Genomic DNA, 17,212 nt, shown 5'->3' on the forward strand with positions numbered 1-17,212 from the left:
CTTTTCTTCCCATGAAGCACTACGATTACATATTTGCAGGTGCGGGTTGTGCCGGACTTAGTATGGTATATCACCTACTCAATAGTCCTTTTAGAAATTCAAAAATATTACTTCTAGACCCAAACTTGGGTCAAATACCGGATAAAACTTGGTGCTATTGGGCTGAAAAGCCTTTACCAATTCACCCAAGAAACGCAATTCATTCCTGGAATCAACTTAGCTTGAGTTCCAATTATGATAAGGCAACCCACCAAATGGAAAACCTTCAGTATTTCCATATAAATTCTAGGGATTTTTTTGAACACATTTATTCTTTTTTGAAATCTCACCCCAATGTGACTCATGAACAAAATGCTGTCAATCAAATCATTGAAAAAGAAAATTCAGTAGAAGTATTCACCTCAAATGATACTATCTATCAAGGAAATTATATTTTCGATTCCAGACTAACAGATTCGGATCACCTGGGTTCCAAAGCTCTAAAACAGATCTTTGCTGGATGGAAAATCGAAACTGATCAAAACATTTTTGATAAATCAACCTTCACGATGATGGAGTGGACCCAAAGTGAAAAGGGTCTATTTGATTTCTTTTACATTCTACCCTATCATTCCAAATCAGCCTTGATAGAGTATACTGCTTACAGTCGACAGGATATAAGTCAAGAAATCTTAAACGCAAAAATCAAAGAGTATCTGGAGGAAAAATTTGGTGGAATAGCTTATGAAATCACTTTTCAGGAAAAAGGAGTTATTCCAATGACAACTCAGATAAAAGCCCCCGATTTTTCAAAACGGATCATTCCTATCGGTACCAAAGCGGGATGGACTAAGGCTTCTACAGGTTATACATTCCACACCATTCAAAAGAGAGCTCAATCACTTGTCAATCAGCTAGTGAGTGGTGAAAACAACATTAAAACCGAAAAGTCTCCTGCCAGATTTCGCTTTTATGATAACATCCTACTCAATATCGCCCATAAATGGCCTCATGAACTCAAAGGAATTTTCGAGGATTTGTTTAAAAGGAATGAAACCGATTTGGTTATGAAATTCTTGGGAGAAGAAACTAGTCTTTTTCAAGAAATCAAATTGCTTAGCCGACTACGGTTTCCGATTTTCATCAAAAGCCTCCTGAATTATGAGAAGCATTGAAGGCATTTTCAAAGCATTGGGCTTAGGGATAGGCTGTGTATATGCACTTTTCTCATTTGATCTTCCTATTCTGGATTATGGGATTTTTCTACTTATACTACTTACAGCCGGAATCCCCCATGGAGCAATAGACCATTTAACATCCAATCCTCATACCAACCAAAAAAGCCTTATCAGGTTTTTAATCAACTACTTATCATTAATTGCAGCTTATCTTTTGATTTGGTATGTAGTACCCAAAATCGCACTAGCCGCATTTCTTCTTATGTCCGCCTATCACTTCGGACAAACTCACTTTATCAAGCGGGAAGTTGCTAATAATAGACTTTTAAATTCTTTGTTATACTGCAGCAGGGGATTGTTAATGCTGTCTGTGATTCTCTTTGGAGATTTTGAAATGACCCAATCCATCTTAGCTCCTATTTTAGATATTAAGGGATTCTATGATTATCAAATTCTCATTATAAGCGTATTTTTGGTCAGCAGTTTATCAATTCAATCATATCTGAAAATTGGATTCAGTAAAGCTGATTTGATTGATCTGACTGTACTGCCCCTACTTTTATACTTTAGCCCATTGCTAGTTTCCTTTATTATTTACTTTGGATTCTGGCATGCTGTTCCGAGTATGATGGTCGAATACCGATTTCTGGAAAAATTCCCCAAATTCCGGGGCTTTAAAAAATTTCTAATTCAACTCCTCCCCTTCTCGATATTGAGTTTTATAGGAATTGGCCTTATTCTATTTTTAGGACTCAGGTTTTTAGGATCTCAGGAATTACTTCTTTTATTTTTCGTATTAATCTCCCTGGTTTCCTTTCCACATATTTTATATATGGATAATTTCTTCAAAAAAATCTCTAATACTGACCAGTACTAAGCATGACTAAAGTACATGCTGGGGTAACTTCCACACCTTGCTTTTTTGCTGCCTGAAAAAACTCAGGGTTTTCGGTTCCTGGATTAAAAATGATTCTCTTAGGATTTAGAGAAAGCAAATAATCAATCCACTCTTCTTGATGATCCGGACCAATATATAAAGTGATCGTATCAATATCTTCCAAAGCTGGCTTTTGCCTCAAATCCAAAATTTCCTTTCCAAAAAGTTCGCCTTTTTTGATTCCAATGGGGATGAAATCCATCTCCCTGTCATCAAACATCCCTGCCGCCACAAATGCATAGCGGGATGGATTGGGAGTAGCACCTACGATTAATGTTTTTTTAGCTTTGCCCATTTCTACTTCCTAAAACTCTGTCTCTCTCGAAAGTATCCATGTGCCTATGCTTTTTGGTATCATAAATATCATCCAATGTGATTAGAATTCCTGTTTCCTCTACCTCTCCAAACTCATCGTTCAGAGCCGTACCAAAAGTCATCATAGTAGGAGACAAATTCATGTAAGTATTGATCAAAGGCGGAATATTTTCTCCGTAATTTCTAATCCGGGAATTAAGAAGTTTGTAGCCCTCTTTGTAATCCAGGCCTTCAAAAATATTTGGACCTGTACCCAATTCGGTTTCATAAGTAAGTCTTAACTCAGCTTTGGGACTGACCAGATTTTCTTTGTCTGGGAAATAATGATTCATAAACCTCAGCAAAAGATCTCTTCCTTCTCTATTGTAATGTGGATACATGGTCACTTTGCCAAATAGATATTTGACATCTGGATTTAATAAGACCACTGCTCCAAGCCCATCCCATAGATTATCCAAGCTGAAAATTCCTTTTCTATTATCTATGCTTGGCTGATATTTAGGTTGAACAAAAGAGCGTCCCAACTCAATAGTGTAAGGCAAGTAGTCAGAAATAAATTTCTGTGAAAAATCGAATAAGTGAGTGGTGGACAAATTAATTTTCCCAGATGAATTAATGGCTTTTTTACAATGAATTAAACGATATCCAGCCACAATTTCCTCATCTTCGGGGCTCCAGGTAATCAGTTGATCATAACAATTTTCACAGGTATCATTTTCATCCAGATCCAATGCCTGCCCCGTTCCTCCTCCAGCTGCTCTAAAAGTCAATTCCCTCAGACGCCCAATTTCTCGGACCACATTCGGTGCATTGTGGTAATTAACCAGGTAAACCAGATTGTTTCCATTATTTGCGTAACGAATGAATCTCTCAGGCCTTAATTCAGCCTTGATCAAATCCGTGCTCACTGCAGGAATAATTTCAGCCTCTTTATGCATTTTTCGATCCGAGTTCATACACTTTTACTTTCATTTGATCAGCCCATTGAGCATCAGATTTTTCATTTGTAAAGGTCTTATAACTAATTCTTTCACCAATTCGAATCTTTACTTTTTGACCCCTTTGCTTATACATTTCATCTGCAAGATAAAACATCTCCAGATTTGCCTTTATCCCAAGTTTCTTTCGCCAGTTAGCTAAATTGTAAAAGAATTTTGAATTTCCCCCCTCAATAAAGCTTAGAAGTATATCTTTTTTATATTTTTTTGACTTGGCGATGAAACTCTTTTTCCATTGTAAGTCCTTTATTTCTCCGTCTATTTTTCTGGAAACCAATCCTGCCGGAAATATTAGCACAGCAAAATCTTTGGAATATACCTCTTCAATTTTATCCAAAGTTTCTTGAGAATTCCTTCCATGCTTATTGACAGGGACAAAAATTGGATTAAAATTATCGAAGGTCATTAATAGATCATTCACCAAAAAACGGATATCAGTTCGGATTCTACCCAAGGCATACATCAGGGCAATTCCATCCATTCCACCCAAAGGATGATTCGCAGCGATGATCACGCCTCCTTCTCTGGGTACTTTTTCCTCTCCTATTAATTCTACTTCCATCTCAAACTCCTCTATCAATGCATTGACAAAATCCAGTCCTTTCAAATGTCCGATTCGATTCATGATTCCATTCATCCATGACTCATGCGTGACGCGCTTGATGTAGGAGAGCACAAAACCAGGCATCCATTTCAATAAAGATGGGTTTTTGGAGGCAATTGCCTTTTCTATATCAATAAATTTCTTCGACATAGCCAAATGCTATTCAATAGGGTTAGGATTTATTCGCTTAGATTGGGAAAATAAGGCTAAAATTACAAAAATTCTGCATGCATAACATTTTTGTATGTTGTCAACGCTACAGTAAACTGAAAACCAAGAGAGTACTTTTTGAGTAGTCTTAGAAAAATACTATATGAATTTACTTTTGACAGGCAGCACTTCCGGAATCGGACTAGAAACTCTAATAGCACTTTATCCTTATTTTGACCGGATTATTTTGCCGGTAAGAAATATGGAAAAAGCCCAAAGGATAGCCAGTCAATTCCCGAAAACCGAAAAGCTAGACTGGATAGAAATGGATCTTTCTTCCATGAAATCCGTCCAAAATACCGGATCTTATATTCAGGAAAATTATTCTGAAATCCATGTCATGATCAATAATGCAGGGGGTATGTTCCCTGCTGGAAAAAAGACAAAGGATGGCTTCGATATGACTTTTGCTGTCAACCATCTAGGACATTTTTTCCTCTTTAAATTAGTAGAAAATGCCCTGGTCAAAGGCAAAGCAAAAATTATCAATGTGAGTTCAGAGGCTCATAGAATCGCAAGTTTTAATACTGAAGACCCTAGTCTCAAAAAATCCGGAAATACCTTCTCAGCCTATTGTCAGGCAAAACTTTATAATATTCTATTCACCAAAGAATTAAAACGAAGATTTAGTGAGCAAGGCATCTCTTCTTTCTCATTACATCCTGGAGCAGTCAAAACAGCATTCGGATCCGAAACGGACCCAATCAGCAAGATGATCATTCGGGCAACTCAATTATTTTTTATTTCAGCCAAGAAAGGAGCCCAAACCAGTATTTTTTTAGCAAAAATACCTTCAGAAGAACTCAAAAACGGAGCTTATTACGTCAGAAAGAAGCCTAAATCATCTAATTCCGCTTCCTTAGATGCTGAAAATGCCAGAGCTCTTTGGGAATATAGTGAGGAATGCCTGGCGAATTTGGGTCTGCTATAATTTCCCTATTTTTGCTCGCTCAAATAACTAGCTATGCAAGACAGAATTTTATCCCTTAGTCCCGGAGTTTGGAAAGATTACGAGCTGATTGATACAGGAGGCTTTGAGAAATTGGAACGCTTCGGAGAGTTTATTGTCAGCAGACCTGAACCCCAGGCGATTTGGGATAAAAGCATGCAAGACTCCGAATGGAAAAAGTTGGCACATGCCCACTTTGCAAAAGAAAAAAACAACCCTGAAAAAGGCCATTGGGAACAATTAAAAAGAATGCCTCACAATTGGCAAATCGGCTATCAAAATGAGGAAGGTTTGGATATCAAGCTAAATCTTGCCCAAACGTCCTTTAAACACATAGGCCTTTTTCCAGAGCAAGCAGTCAACTGGGATTATATTTTCTCCACCATCAAACGCTCTCCTGTAAAAAACCCAAAAGTTCTCAATCTTTTTGCCTACACCGGAGCAGCTTCTGTGGCAGCCAAAGCTGCGGGAGCAGATGTCACCCATTTAGACTCTGTCAAGCAGGTAGTGACCTGGTCTCGACACAACATGGAGGCTTCAAACCTGGATGGTATCCGTTGGATGGTGGATGATGCGATGAAGTTTATCAAACGGGAAGCCCGAAGAGGAAATAAATACCAGGGAATTATTTTGGATCCTCCAGCCTATGGCAGAGGCCCGGATGGAGAAAAATGGGTTTTGGAAGAGCAAATCAATGAAATGCTAAAAACCTGTGCTGAAATCTTGGATCCAAAGGATCATTTCTTACTCTTAAACATGTATTCACTCAGTTTTTCTTCTTTGATCGCTGTCAACCTGATCAAGTCCAATTTCGGAGAAGTAAAAAACCCAGAGCATGGAGAATTATATCTGCAGGATAAATTTGAGAAAAAGCTTCCTTTGGGAATTTTCTTCAGATTCTCGAGTTTCTGATAAGTAAATCATGAACAACCGACAATTATTTTTATCCCATCTAGCCCAAACTACAGATTTTCCACTGATGATAGAAGTGGAAAAGGCAGAGGGAGTATACCTATATGGGCCTAATCAAGAAAAATACATTGATCTGATTTCAGGAATCGGAGTCAGTAATGTGGGTCATAGGCACCCCAAAGTGCTGGAGGCAATCCAAAATCAACTGGACAAATACCTCCACCTGATGGTATATGGAGAATATGTTCAAACTCCCCAAACCCTACTTGCCAAGGCACTTTGTGATACTTTACCGGATCAGCTTGACAATGTCTATTTCGTAAATAGTGGTTCGGAGGCAATTGAAGGAGCGCTCAAATTAGCCAAGAGATACACTGGTAAGAAAAAGCTTTTCTCCTGCATCAATGCCTATCATGGGAGTTCTCATGGTTCGCTAAGTATAGGAGGAAATGAAATTTTCAAAAGAGCTTATAGACCTCTTTTACCTGGAGTCACCAATATAGTGTATGGTGGCTATGCAGATTTGGAGAAAATTGATTCAGATACTGCTGCAGTAGTCGTAGAAACAATCCAAGGAGAAGCCGGGATACGGGTAGCCTGTACAAATTATTTTCAGGCTTTACGGAAAAAATGTAATGAAGCAGGAGCATTATTGATCTTGGATGAGATTCAGGCTGGCTTTGGCAGAACCGGCAAATTCTGGGCTTTTGAGCATTTTGATATAGTCCCGGATATAGTTGTTTGTGCCAAAGGTATGGGAGGTGGAATGCCGATCGGAGCATTTATAGCCAACAAAGAGGTGATGGGAGTTTTTAAGAATAATCCTTTGCTGGGTCATATCACTACTTTTGGTGGACACCCGGTAAGCGCAGCTGCTTCCTTGGCCACTATTCAGATTTTACAAAAAGAAAATTTGATCGCTCAGGTAGAGGAAAAAGCAGCGCTTTTCAAAAAACTACTCATCCACCCTAAAATCAAAGGTATCCGAAACAAAGGCTTGATGATGGCCGTTGAGTTTGAATCTTTTGAAGTTCTAAAACCAATTATTGATCGAGCAATCGAATTGGGTGTGATTACCGATTGGTTTCTGTTTTGTGATGATTCTATGAGAATCGCCCCACCATTGGTAATAACCGAAGAAGAAATAAAAGGTGCTTGTAGCATCATTTTGCAGGCGATTGATGATGTAGCTTAATTTTAAAATTATTTTTTATGGGACAGAAGAAATGCCCCCATTGTGGGCAATGGTCTGATTGGAATCAGAATCTTACAGATACTTGCCAGCATTGTGGCAAACCACTGGGAGGCAAAGACCTCGAAAACCAACAAAAACGAGAGGCTGATAAGAAATCCAATGAAGAAAACTGGATGTTTTACATCAAGGAAGATGATTCTGATTTGGTCAAAACTTTCAAAAAGATTGGAAACTTCTTTTATACCATATATATGGCTATCATTACTTTCATTCTTTGGTTAATTGCAGCGCTCCCCGGATAATGAAAGTGATCAAAAATCCATTCTTTATTATTCCTGTGATATTTTTTTGGACGAACCAGTTTTTTGAAAAAGTCATGGGCTGGCATTCAAGCGGATTCCTTTCCTCTTATGCTGATGATTTGTTAGCAATGCCTGTTATACTGGGAATAACCCTTCAAATATATCAGTGGATTCATCCTAAAAAGGAGCTTTTCACATTTTCCAAGGCTCAGGTTTTAGTTGCCTTTGTGTATGTTTCAATCGTATTTGAGTTTTTGTTGCCAAAGTATTCATCAACCTATACCTCTGATTATTGGGATATTCTCTGCTATGGATTAGGGAGTATCTATTTTTATAAATTCATCAATCATACCAGAAGGTCTTTAATTAGGTCAAAAGTTTAACCTGAAATAAGCATTATAAAATCTACTTCGATCTCAAAATGCTTCAAAATCAATCGCTTCACTTCACTTTTCGATCTCACCGTAGCGGTGCTACGCCTCGATCTCCAAAGTGCTTGATTTTCTTGCATTTTAAGCTCTCGCTACGAATTCTAATGCATAATTCAGGTTTAATATTTCGCTGTTCATTTTTTCCGCTATCTGACGAAGGCATATCTTGAAGAATATCTTCTGAATATTTCGCCGAAGGCGTATTTCTAAATATTTCTACTGTATTTCAAGCAAAATCCCCCTTCCCCCCTTTCACAAAGCCCTCGCCCTAAACCGTGTTTACATTTCCAAAGGGGGAATTGATCCGTATTTCGCCGAAGGCATATCTTAAAATTATCTTAAAAGGTATCTTTTCTATTATTTCGCCGAAGGCGTATTTCTAATTATTTCCATTGTATTTCTTTATCTATTTCACCGAAGGCGTATTTCCATTTATTTCCACTGTATTTCTTTATCTCTTTGACCTGAGGCAGATTTCAATTTTTATTTCAATTATCTTTTCTAAAATTTTGACACATGAGAAAAACAGGAATCGTATTAGGCGTTTTGCTTTTTATTTTAGCAATCGGCGCATTGGTTTTTACAGCATTGCATACTCCTCAATATGAAGGGGAAATAACAATACAAGGGTTAAATGAAGAAACCACTGTTTACTTCGACCAATACGGAATCCCTCATATTTATGCCTCAAACCAAGCTGATGCTTATACGGCTCTTGGATACCTCCATGCTCAAGATCGGCTATTTCAGTTAGAGATGATGAGAAGAGTCGGAACCGGAACCTTAGCCGAATTTTTAGGGCCGGATTTACTAGAAATAGACCAGTTTTTCAGAACGCTGGGAATTCCTGAGCATGCAAAAAGCTCCACTGACTTTTGGAACTCTCAACCTGATTCTCCTTGGAGAAAAGCCACTGAAGCCTATATAGCCGGAATAAATCAATTTATTCAAGAAGGCACTTTACCTGTAGAATATACCCTTTTGGGAGAAAAGCCCCGGGAATTCACTATCAATGATGTTCACTCTATTTTGGGTTATATGTCATTTACTTTTGCCATGGCAGTCAAGTCTGATCCATTGATTACGGAAATGAGCAGAAAACTCGGTGAAAATTACCTGCAAGCATTATCCGTTCATACACTTCCAGAACACCATGTAATCCCAAATCATTATCCTGATTCTCTTAAGTCTACTTCGGGCAGCGGGCTTATATCCATGCTAGAAAAACTTCCTGTTCCTCTTTTGGAGGGTTCTAATGGTTGGGTCATTTCTGGATCTAAAACGAAAAGCGGAAAAGTCATTTTTGCTAATGACACCCATATTGGCTTCTCATCTCCATCTGTTTGGTATGAAGCGCATTTGGAATATCCTGGTTTTAATTTTTATGGAAATCACCTGGCCGGTGTTCCTTTTGGTCTGGTTGGACATTCCTTGTTTCACAGCGTGGGCTTGACCATGTTTGAAAACGATGATCAGGACTTTTTTGAAGTAGAATTGAATCCCAATAATCCCAATGAATACAGATATGGAGATGAATTTCTTCCCTTTACTATACTCAAAGATCAAATCCCGGTAAAAGGGCAAGACCCGGTAGATTTTGAAATACGTCAAACAATTCATGGTCCCATCATGAATGGGGTAGTTTCTGAAATCGCCTCTTTGACACAAAACCCTGTTAGTTCTTGGTGGGTATATACTTCAGAACCCACAAGAGCATTAGAGTCACTTTACAAGATAAATCATGCCAAATCTATGCAGGATGTAGCTCATGCCGCAGAGCTCATTCATGCGCCTGGTTTGAATATCATGTATGGTGACAGTTTGGGCAATATCGCTTGGTGGGCTGCTGCCAAATTGCCTATCCGATCTGAAAAAGTAGATTCCAAGATTTTTGCAAATGGCTCAGATCCCGAAATCATGCCTCAGGGCTGGTACCCTTTCAGCATGAACCCAATGAGTATCAATCCTCCTTCGGGATTTGTTGCCTCAGCTAATAATCAACCTGACACCCTAAGAAATGGCGTATTTTTTCCTGGCTATTATTATCCCGGTGAAAGATGGCTAAGAATCGCTGAGGCTATTCAATCCAAAAATGATTGGACCTTGGATGATGCTAAAGCGGTCCAGCTTGAAGTGATCAATACAGACCACTCTCAAATCGCCCAATTCATGCTGGATCAAATCCCGGACTTTGATTTTCAAGGAAGAGAAAAAGCTCGAGAGCTTCTAAACCAATGGGACGGAAATCATGAGTTAAACTCCCCGACTCCAACTATTTATTACAAATGGTTATACCATACACTTCGCCTTTCAATGGAAGATGAGCTGGGGAAAGTTGGCTTTGAAAATTATCTGGGCACATTTATGATGATTCGATCCAACCTTCCCTTTATCAAAAACATAGGAAGCCCTTGGTGGGATGATATACAAACCCCCGAAAAAGAAAATGCAAAAGACATATTTGCCAATAGCTTGCAGATTACGCTGGATGAGCTTAGCGATCAATTAGGAAAAGATATAGATGACTGGGACTGGAAGAAGGTAATAATCGCAGAGCATCCCCACCCTTTAGGAAGTAAAAAACCGCTGGACAAGATATTCAATGTTAAAACTGATCCGATTCCAGCCAATGATGAAGCAGTCAATAAACTGGCCTTCAAATTAAATGGAGAAGGAATTTACAGGGTTACCTCTGGACCGGCTATGCGGATTTTGATAGATTTTCAAAATATTCAAAAATCGCTTTCTGTACTTCCCACAGGTCAAAGTGGGAATCGTTTTAGCAAACACTATAAAGATCAGGCGAATCTTTACGCCAAAGGGAAATACCGATATCAGTTGATGGATAAAAAGGACATCATCAAAAGCACAGAGGAGCCTCTCATATTAAAGCCCAGATAAACTTCTTTGGTATTAGATGGGTTAGAATTCTAAATAGAAATCTATGAGCAAGAAAAATAAAAAAGAATATCCGGTTCAATTCTCTGAAGAGGAACTTAAAAATAAACTAGATCCTGAGTCCTATCATGTGCTTAGAGAAAAGGGAACAGAAAGGCCATTTACGGGACAATATTACCTAAACAAGGACACTGGCATTTACGAGTGTAAGGTCTGCAATAATGAGATTTTTCACTCTTCGAAAAAGTATGACAGCGGCTGTGGTTGGCCTAGCTTCACAGAACCTATCCGCCCAGAGGCAATAGATGTTCAGATGGACTATTCACATTTTATGATTCGAGAAGAAATTCTCTGTGGAAATTGTGGATCACATTTAGGTCACCGTTTCCCGGATGGCCCAAAAGATCAAGGAGGAATTCGCTATTGTATCAATTCGGTCAGTATGGATTTCAAGAAAGGAGAGTAAAACCGGGTTATATCAATATCCAGAATCTTGCTAGTAGCCAAATCTCCTTTGCTCATCGATTATGGAGACCGAAGACAGTTGACCGAAGCTTGGTTGAATTGATCTGCTGTGCTTCTTTTATGCACCTCAGTTTTCTTACAGACAGAAAATCGGATATATTTTTCAATAAAATGTCAGTTCGAGCGAAGTCGAGAACCCATCGACCTTGCCCGAATTGACATGAGCTTTTTTCGTCAATACAATTATTTCCTTTTCCCTGGATTATACCGCTCTTCTGCTCTAGCTTCAACATCTTCTTGGTAATACGCCACATCTTTCCAATTTGCATCAGCATAACGCTGCGCCTGATCGGTAAAATGAGGCGAATTAGGATCCCCACTTTGACCTCCTGCTAAAATACTTTTAGCTTTTACCTTTTTACCAAATTCAACTACAGCTACAAAGCTATTCCCTCTATATCCATATAATCGCTTTGTATCTTCTGTACTTCTTGCTCCATAAGCTGCCAAAGCTCCCCAGGTTCCTGAAGCCATTCCTACAGGAATGTATGGTTTATCATCATCAAACTTCAAATCAATAGCGCCTGAAAGTCTTTGAAATCTATTGATCTCGCCCCAAGGGGTATTCCAAGATCCGAAATCTGCATTCATTTCCTCAATAGTTTGATCAAAAGCCTCCACGACTTGATTGTCGCTAGGCTTAGAATATTCCCCACTAATTGATGGATCGTCGATGAAGCGATTCAATGAACCTACATTTCGCGCATAATTCATCCCATAAAAATGAGCCAGAGACATAGCCACTGATTCCTTACTCGTACGGAAATCCCATGCTTTAAGCACTTGAATCGCCTCTTTATTCTTAGAACCTACTTTTTCATAGGCCGCAACCAATTCAGGAATCAAAGCCTCAAAGGCAGGTAAATAAGGATCATGTGCCAATTCTATAAATGAATCCAATGTCAAATTTTTAGCCTCTTTCAAAACTTTAACTGCATGAATGCCTCGGAAATTTTCCTGATCAGGAGCCATGTAAATAGGATAATTTTCCCTTTTCGGAGAATATTCACCTGCTGCTGTGTAAGGTGTGGAATTACAGTTTTGAATCCAGCCCGTTTCAGGATTGAGGATCACAATGCTTTCATCCACCGTGTGTAAGCCTTGCCAGTCTGTAGCTGGATTAGATCCATCTACGGGTTCAGAAAAGTCAAATTCAGGATTTCTTTTGGGAATAAAATTCCCGTGGAAATAGCCGATATTCCCTTCTGCATCAGCAAAAACAGTGTTATTGGATGAGTTGGTACGGATATTCATCATATCCTTAAACTCTGCAAAATTATTCAACTTGGTTCGGGTAAAACTTTGAATCAAGGCCTGAACAGGATCCCAATTGATTTTGGTTGCCACCCATTTTCCATCCATTTCGTGAGTGATCGGGCCATGATGGGTTCTATAGAAGTCAAAGGTTTTCTCTTTAATCCCCTCGGCTGTTTTATACTTAATTGTCGCTTGCTTTACTTCCACCGGTCTTTCTTCATTTCCATATTGATAAACCAGTGAACCATCCTCTTTTTGGAGTACTTCTTCTACAAATTCATCGATAAAGTCAACTCGGGTGGAAGTATGAATCCAACCGGTTTTTTCATTAAATCCCTGATAAACAAAAAGCTGACCCCAGGTCACAGCTCCATAGGCGTTCAAACCCTCTTTAGATACAACATGCACCTCTGGTCTGAAATAAAATGAGGTATGGGGATTGATAAGCAGCATAGCATTTCCTGACTCTGTCAGTTCCCCGGCAACTGCAATTCCATTCGATCCCGCAGGTTCTTCCAAAGCCTCAGGGCTTTTCCATTCAGCAACTGCCTCCAAAACAGGTACACTGATTTCTTTTCCGTAGAATTCCCGAATTCCTTTTAGAGGTATCTGCTCGATGTCTCCACCTATGGAACCTTCAAAAAAGAATAAATGCATCCATGGTTCATAATGAGTAATTACCTGAGCCTCAACTTCTGGATGTGTATGTAGGTAGTAATTTATGCCATCTGCGAAAGCCACACATAATTCCTTCAACCAATCCGGAGCTGTTTCATAAGCAGCCTTAGCTTCCTCTTCTGTCATGTACAAATTGGCTCTCAAATCAGAGAAAATTGCCTCTTCTCCTTCCAGTTCAGCTAATCTTCCTGTTGCCCATACATAATTTCGCTCAACCCTTCTAAAATCATCTTCGCATTGAGCGTAAAGCAGTCCAAACACCGCATCAGCATCGGTTTCTCCGTAAATATGAGGAACTCCAAAGTCATCCCGAATTATTTCCACTTGGGCAGCTCGGGCTTCCCAGCGATCCAATTCTGTTTCAACTTTGGGACTGCAAGCGATAAAAGCTATCAGAAGTAGCAAGCAAATATTTTTAATCATAGGTATCTATGGGTGGTTGATTTTCAATCTTGAAATTAAGGGAAATAAAAATCCTGTATAGAAGAAATTGATCAGCGGTGATCTTGATAATGATTAGCGGGTAATTTCCTTCGAATTGCCTGGATAAAGTCTTCCTCTATCTGCATCCCTTCTTCGTAGGCTCTCAACATTTTTTCAACCTGGCCTACTGAACTAGCCCCAATGACCAAAGATGCAACTGCCTTTTGGCTTAAGCCAAAGCGAATCAACAAGGACTCGGTTGAATAGACGAATGAATTTAAAAAGTCCTTCATAGCCTTTACTTTTTCAGCATGATAACTCAAGAAATCAGAGGATTCCTTATCTATCAATAAGCCTTTTGCGAATGCCCCTCTTACCAGAACCCGGATTTCACTTTGTTCCAAAACAGGAAAAACCACCTCCTCAGGTCTCCTATCCAAAGGGCTATATTGCATCATAATGCTGGCAGGAGGATTTAACTCCATCACTTTTCGGATAACATTGGGCCGAATAGAGGAAATCCCAAAAGCTCGGATTTTCCCTTGCTTCTTTAAAATTTCAAAGGCCTCCAAAGTCTCATCCCAAGGATCCTCAATAGTGCCTCCATGCAGCTGATATAAGTCTATGTAATCTGTTTTCAAACGGGACAAACTTGCATCCACCGCTCGTAGAATGTATTCTTTTTTAGGATTCCAATCCCATCCCGAGCCATCTTTTCTCCATTCATTACCGACCTTGCTTGCTAAAATCACCTGATCTCTGCGGTCTTGAATGCCTTCACCAACCATTTCCTCATTAAAGCCTCTTTGATACAAATCAGCAGTATCCAATAAATTGATTCCAGAAGAAATCGCAGCCTGAATGATTTTTATGCCCTCGTTCTTCTTATCAGGAAGAGACATACAGCCTAAAGAAATTTCGGGTATTTGGAAATCCGCAAGGGGAAGAGTTCGTCTATTCATTTTGATTTTGGGTTTACAATTCAAAAATATGATTTCATTCCATAGATAAAATTTTCCACTTAATTCATCCCAGAAACTACGGCTTTCCTCCTTTAATCCCTATTTTTGCGGGGCTTAAAAACCTATTTTATTAAAACTAGACGATCTAAGATTTTCCCCCATGGGAATTCTATCGAGGGATTGGTTTTATTGACCTTTTAGATAATACAGAAAACATGAAAAAAATTGCCGTTTTTACTTCAGGAGGTGATAGTCCAGGAATGAATGCCTGTGTGAGAGCTGTTGTCAGAACAGCTATTTTTAAAGGACTGGAAGTTTACGGAGTATATCGCGGATATGAAGGAATGATTGAAGGTGATATAAAACGCATGCATTCCTACTCTGTAAGTAATATTGTTCAGCGCGGGGGAACCATCCTTAAATCTGCCAGATCAAAGGAATTTAGAACTCCGGAAGGCAGAAAAAAAGCCTATGACAACCTGATGAAACATGGAATTGAAGGAATTGTCGCAATCGGAGGAGACGGAACATTTACAGGTGCAAAAATTTTCTTCGAAGAATTTGGGATACCAACTATCGGCTGTCCAGGAACTATAGACAACGATCTCTATGGAACAGATTACACCATAGGATTTGATACTGCGGTTAATACCGCTTTGGAAGCAATCGACAAGATTCGGGATACTGCTGCTGCTCATGATAGAATCTTTTTCATAGAAGTGATGGGACGGGATGCAGGCTTTATTGCTGTGGAATCGGGTATCGGAGGCGGAGCGGAATTCGTGATGGTTCCGGAGACTGCTACTGATATAGAAGGAGTGGTAAAGTCCTTGAAAAACCTCAGGAAGACTAAATCTTCCAGCATTATCGTAGTAGCAGAAGGAGATGATGCAGGGAATGCCGAGGAGATTATGCAGAAAGTTAAAAGTAAAATCAAGGACACTACCAAGGAATTTAAGGTGACCACTTTAGGACATATTCAAAGAGGTGGAAACCCTACGGCCCGAGATAGAGTTTTAGCAAGTAGATGTGGAATGGCAGCTGTAGAAGGTCTGTTGAAAGGAGAAGTGAACTGCATGGCCGGAGTGATGAATCAGCAGGTTGTTTACACTCCATTTGGAGACTGCATTGGTAAAACCAAACCACTGATTGAAGATCATTTGAAACTGATAGAAATCTTAAGTATCTAAAATGGGCTATATCCCTTTATTTCTGACTGTAGGAGGCGCTTGTCTCCTTTTTTTCTTAACCGTTAAAACTTCCTTACAAAGGAAACTCAACCTTCAAAAAGAGTTGCTTACTCAATTAAGCTTGGCCTTTCCTGAGTTTCAACTAACTGCAGGTAGTTTAGTAGATCCAGATGTGATTTTGGAAAAACTGAAAGAATCAGACGAAAAAAAATCCAAAATAAAAGATGCCTTAAAGGTAGTCAGAGAGCTAAAGTATAATCGGATTCAATACAATCAACTGATCAAAAAAGCACCTTACAATTGGGTGGCAAAAATCAGTGGTTTTCAGACAATCTAGTTTGAACCCACTGGATGATTTCTGATTCTTGATCAGGATGAAACCAGTGAATAGTTAAATCCCGTCGAAACCAGGTCAATTGACGCTTGGCATATCGGCGGGAGTTTCTTTTTAATAAGCGGATAGCTTCTTCCCTATCATATTCACCTTCCATGTAGGAGAATATTTCTTGGTAACCTACGGTCTGTAAGGCATTCAAATGTCTTTTTTTGAAAAGGCTTTCTGCCTCTTGAAATAAACCTGCCCAGATCATCTCCTCCATGCGTTGGTCAATCCTTTGGTATAATTCCTCCCTATCCCGATTCAGTCCAATTTTAATGGTTTGAAAGGGTCTTTCCACCTTTTGCTTTACCCTGAATGAAGAAAACTTCTTGCCAGTGCCCCTCCAGATTTCCAAGGCTCGCATAAGTCTTTGGGGATTTTGCCTGTCGACAGTTTCAAAATATTCAGGATCTGCTTTTTTGACCTCTTCCTGCAAAAATTCTATACCTCTTTCTTCATACTCTTGGATAATTTGAGTTCTGATTTCGGATTCAACTTCCGGCATTTCATCCAAGCCTTCTGTGATGGCGTCGGCAAATAAGCCTGAACCACCGGTCATAATGACGACTTTTTTTTCTTTGAAGAGTTGAGTTAAAATATTCATAGCATCCTGCTCGAATTTCTTCACATCATATACATCTTCAATAGACAGCGAATCAATCAAGTGATGCTTAACCTGAGCCAGTTCATCCGGGGTAGGTTTTGCAGTACCTAAGTTCATTTCTTTATAAAATTGCCTACTATCGCAAGAAATGATTTCGGTATTGAAAAATTTAGCTAGCTTTAAACAAAGGTTAGTTTTCCCAACTGCAGTGGGGCCAACAACCAAAATTAATGTAGGTATTTCAGACAAGTCCTGAGGATTTGATTTGATGTAAAATTCTAAAGTA

At 39.2% G+C, this 17,212-nt stretch carries 17 protein-coding genes; 11 read left to right on the plus strand and 6 right to left on the minus strand.

Annotated features, from left to right (window positions below; genetic code table 11):
• Positions 1–11 precede the first annotated feature (11 nt).
• Both GYM62_RS08800 and GYM62_RS08805 read left to right on the plus strand, forming a co-directional pair.
• Complete coding sequence (locus tag GYM62_RS08800; protein WP_219959132.1) at positions 12–1,154, plus strand: lycopene cyclase family protein; 1,143 nt, start codon at positions 12–14, stop codon at positions 1,152–1,154.
• Entirely contained in the window at positions 1,141–2,034 is an 894-nt protein-coding gene (locus GYM62_RS08805; protein ID WP_219959133.1) for a Brp/Blh family beta-carotene 15,15'-dioxygenase, read from the plus strand. The genes GYM62_RS08800 and GYM62_RS08805 overlap by 14 nt, the downstream gene beginning before the upstream one ends.
• Here GYM62_RS08805 and GYM62_RS08810 read toward each other — a convergent pair.
• The 3 genes from GYM62_RS08810 to GYM62_RS08820 are packed head-to-tail and all read right to left on the minus strand — an operon-like array spanning position 2,015 to position 4,161.
• Complete coding sequence (locus GYM62_RS08810) at positions 2,015–2,389, minus strand: CoA-binding protein (protein WP_219959134.1); 375 nt, start codon at positions 2,387–2,389, stop codon at positions 2,015–2,017. The genes GYM62_RS08805 and GYM62_RS08810 overlap by 20 nt on opposite strands.
• The gene (locus GYM62_RS08815) at positions 2,376–3,365 is read right to left on the minus strand and encodes a GNAT family N-acetyltransferase (RefSeq protein WP_255590642.1); all 990 of its coding nucleotides are present in this window, start codon (positions 3,363–3,365) and stop codon (positions 2,376–2,378) included. The genes GYM62_RS08810 and GYM62_RS08815 overlap by 14 nt, the downstream gene beginning before the upstream one ends.
• Positions 3,340–4,161: a 1-acyl-sn-glycerol-3-phosphate acyltransferase gene (locus GYM62_RS08820; protein ID WP_219959135.1), complete on the minus strand. Its 822-nt coding sequence runs from the start codon at positions 4,159–4,161 to the stop codon at positions 3,340–3,342. Before GYM62_RS08820 ends, GYM62_RS08815 begins: the two co-directional genes overlap by 26 nt.
• 163 nt (positions 4,162–4,324) lie before the next feature.
• On the opposite strand from GYM62_RS08820, the gene GYM62_RS08825 reads away from it, so the two are divergent.
• The 7 genes from GYM62_RS08825 (at position 4,325) to msrB (ending at position 11,374) form a co-directional block, all read left to right on the plus strand.
• Positions 4,325–5,152 (plus strand): SDR family NAD(P)-dependent oxidoreductase, encoded by an 828-nt coding sequence (locus tag GYM62_RS08825; protein WP_219959136.1) that lies wholly within the window; start codon positions 4,325–4,327, stop codon positions 5,150–5,152.
• Between the two features lie 33 nt (positions 5,153–5,185).
• Positions 5,186–6,082 carry a class I SAM-dependent methyltransferase gene (locus GYM62_RS08830; protein ID WP_219959137.1) on the plus strand — a complete coding sequence of 299 codons (897 nt, stop codon included), beginning with the start codon at positions 5,186–5,188 and terminating at the stop codon, positions 6,080–6,082.
• 10 nt (positions 6,083–6,092) lie between these two features.
• Complete coding sequence (locus GYM62_RS08835; protein WP_219959138.1) at positions 6,093–7,277, plus strand: aspartate aminotransferase family protein; 1,185 nt, start codon at positions 6,093–6,095, stop codon at positions 7,275–7,277.
• A 17-nt stretch (positions 7,278–7,294) separates the two neighbouring features.
• Positions 7,295–7,579, plus strand: a complete 285-nt coding sequence (locus GYM62_RS08840; RefSeq protein WP_091649860.1) for a hypothetical protein — start codon at positions 7,295–7,297, stop codon at positions 7,577–7,579.
• Entirely contained in the window at positions 7,579–7,962 is a 384-nt protein-coding gene (locus GYM62_RS08845; RefSeq protein WP_219959139.1) for a magnesium citrate secondary transporter, read from the plus strand. Before GYM62_RS08840 ends, GYM62_RS08845 begins: the two co-directional genes overlap by 1 nt.
• Positions 7,963–8,526: 564 nt before the next feature.
• Positions 8,527–10,911: a penicillin acylase family protein gene (locus GYM62_RS08850; protein ID WP_219959140.1), complete on the plus strand. Its 2,385-nt coding sequence runs from the start codon at positions 8,527–8,529 to the stop codon at positions 10,909–10,911.
• 43 nt (positions 10,912–10,954) lie between these two features.
• Positions 10,955–11,374, plus strand: coding sequence for a peptide-methionine (R)-S-oxide reductase MsrB (gene msrB / locus GYM62_RS08855; protein ID WP_144603131.1), 420 nt, complete (start codon positions 10,955–10,957; stop codon positions 11,372–11,374).
• Positions 11,375–11,616: 242 nt separating this feature from the next.
• On the opposite strand, the gene GYM62_RS08860 is transcribed toward msrB, so the two are convergent.
• Both GYM62_RS08860 and GYM62_RS08865 read right to left on the minus strand, forming a co-directional pair.
• Entirely contained in the window at positions 11,617–13,791 is a 2,175-nt protein-coding gene (locus tag GYM62_RS08860; RefSeq protein ID WP_144603126.1) for an acylase, read from the minus strand.
• Positions 13,792–13,862: 71 nt separating this feature from the next.
• Positions 13,863–14,753, minus strand: a complete 891-nt coding sequence (locus tag GYM62_RS08865; protein WP_219959141.1) for an aldo/keto reductase — start codon at positions 14,751–14,753, stop codon at positions 13,863–13,865.
• A 215-nt stretch (positions 14,754–14,968) separates the two neighbouring features.
• Between GYM62_RS08865 and pfkA the strand changes: the two genes are divergently transcribed.
• Together pfkA and GYM62_RS08875 are read left to right on the plus strand one after the other, a co-directional pair.
• Complete coding sequence (pfkA, locus tag GYM62_RS08870) at positions 14,969–15,943, plus strand: 6-phosphofructokinase (RefSeq protein WP_144603120.1); 975 nt, start codon at positions 14,969–14,971, stop codon at positions 15,941–15,943.
• A gap of 1 nt (position 15,944) precedes the next feature.
• Positions 15,945–16,280, plus strand: coding sequence for a hypothetical protein (locus GYM62_RS08875; protein WP_144603117.1), 336 nt, complete (start codon positions 15,945–15,947; stop codon positions 16,278–16,280).
• Here the strand turns inward: GYM62_RS08875 and miaA are convergent.
• On the minus strand, positions 16,258–17,175 hold the full coding sequence (miaA, locus tag GYM62_RS08880; protein WP_219959142.1) for a tRNA (adenosine(37)-N6)-dimethylallyltransferase MiaA: 918 nt from the start codon (positions 17,173–17,175) through the stop codon (positions 16,258–16,260). The genes GYM62_RS08875 and miaA overlap by 23 nt on opposite strands.
• Between the last annotated feature and the right edge of the window lie 37 nt (positions 17,176–17,212).

This window comes from Algoriphagus sp. NBT04N3, assembly GCF_019443765.1.
Taxonomy (GTDB): domain Bacteria; phylum Bacteroidota; class Bacteroidia; order Cytophagales; family Cyclobacteriaceae; genus Algoriphagus; species Algoriphagus ornithinivorans.

What these genes read in the sequence shown, in the direction of transcription:
- GYM62_RS08800 (WP_219959132.1), top strand. Translation starts at nt 12, where the DNA reads ATGAAGCACTACGATTACATATTTGCAGGTGCGGGTTGTGCCGGACTT.
- GYM62_RS08805 (WP_219959133.1), top strand. Translation starts at nt 1,141, where the DNA reads ATGAGAAGCATTGAAGGCATTTTCAAAGCATTGGGCTTAGGGATAGGC.
- GYM62_RS08810 (WP_219959134.1), bottom strand. Translation starts at nt 2,389, where the DNA reads ATGGGCAAAGCTAAAAAAACATTAATCGTAGGTGCTACTCCCAATCCA.
- GYM62_RS08815 (WP_255590642.1), bottom strand. Translation starts at nt 3,365, where the DNA reads ATGAACTCGGATCGAAAAATGCATAAAGAGGCTGAAATTATTCCTGCA.
- GYM62_RS08820 (WP_219959135.1), bottom strand. Translation starts at nt 4,161, where the DNA reads ATGTCGAAGAAATTTATTGATATAGAAAAGGCAATTGCCTCCAAAAAC.
- GYM62_RS08825 (WP_219959136.1), top strand. Translation starts at nt 4,325, where the DNA reads ATGAATTTACTTTTGACAGGCAGCACTTCCGGAATCGGACTAGAAACT.
- GYM62_RS08830 (WP_219959137.1), top strand. Translation starts at nt 5,186, where the DNA reads ATGCAAGACAGAATTTTATCCCTTAGTCCCGGAGTTTGGAAAGATTAC.
- GYM62_RS08835 (WP_219959138.1), top strand. Translation starts at nt 6,093, where the DNA reads ATGAACAACCGACAATTATTTTTATCCCATCTAGCCCAAACTACAGAT.
- GYM62_RS08840 (WP_091649860.1), top strand. Translation starts at nt 7,295, where the DNA reads ATGGGACAGAAGAAATGCCCCCATTGTGGGCAATGGTCTGATTGGAAT.
- GYM62_RS08845 (WP_219959139.1), top strand. Translation starts at nt 7,579, where the DNA reads ATGAAAGTGATCAAAAATCCATTCTTTATTATTCCTGTGATATTTTTT.
- GYM62_RS08850 (WP_219959140.1), top strand. Translation starts at nt 8,527, where the DNA reads ATGAGAAAAACAGGAATCGTATTAGGCGTTTTGCTTTTTATTTTAGCA.
- msrB (WP_144603131.1), top strand. Translation starts at nt 10,955, where the DNA reads ATGAGCAAGAAAAATAAAAAAGAATATCCGGTTCAATTCTCTGAAGAG.
- GYM62_RS08860 (WP_144603126.1), bottom strand. Translation starts at nt 13,791, where the DNA reads ATGATTAAAAATATTTGCTTGCTACTTCTGATAGCTTTTATCGCTTGC.
- GYM62_RS08865 (WP_219959141.1), bottom strand. Translation starts at nt 14,753, where the DNA reads ATGAATAGACGAACTCTTCCCCTTGCGGATTTCCAAATACCCGAAATT.
- pfkA (WP_144603120.1), top strand. Translation starts at nt 14,969, where the DNA reads ATGAAAAAAATTGCCGTTTTTACTTCAGGAGGTGATAGTCCAGGAATG.
- GYM62_RS08875 (WP_144603117.1), top strand. Translation starts at nt 15,945, where the DNA reads ATGGGCTATATCCCTTTATTTCTGACTGTAGGAGGCGCTTGTCTCCTT.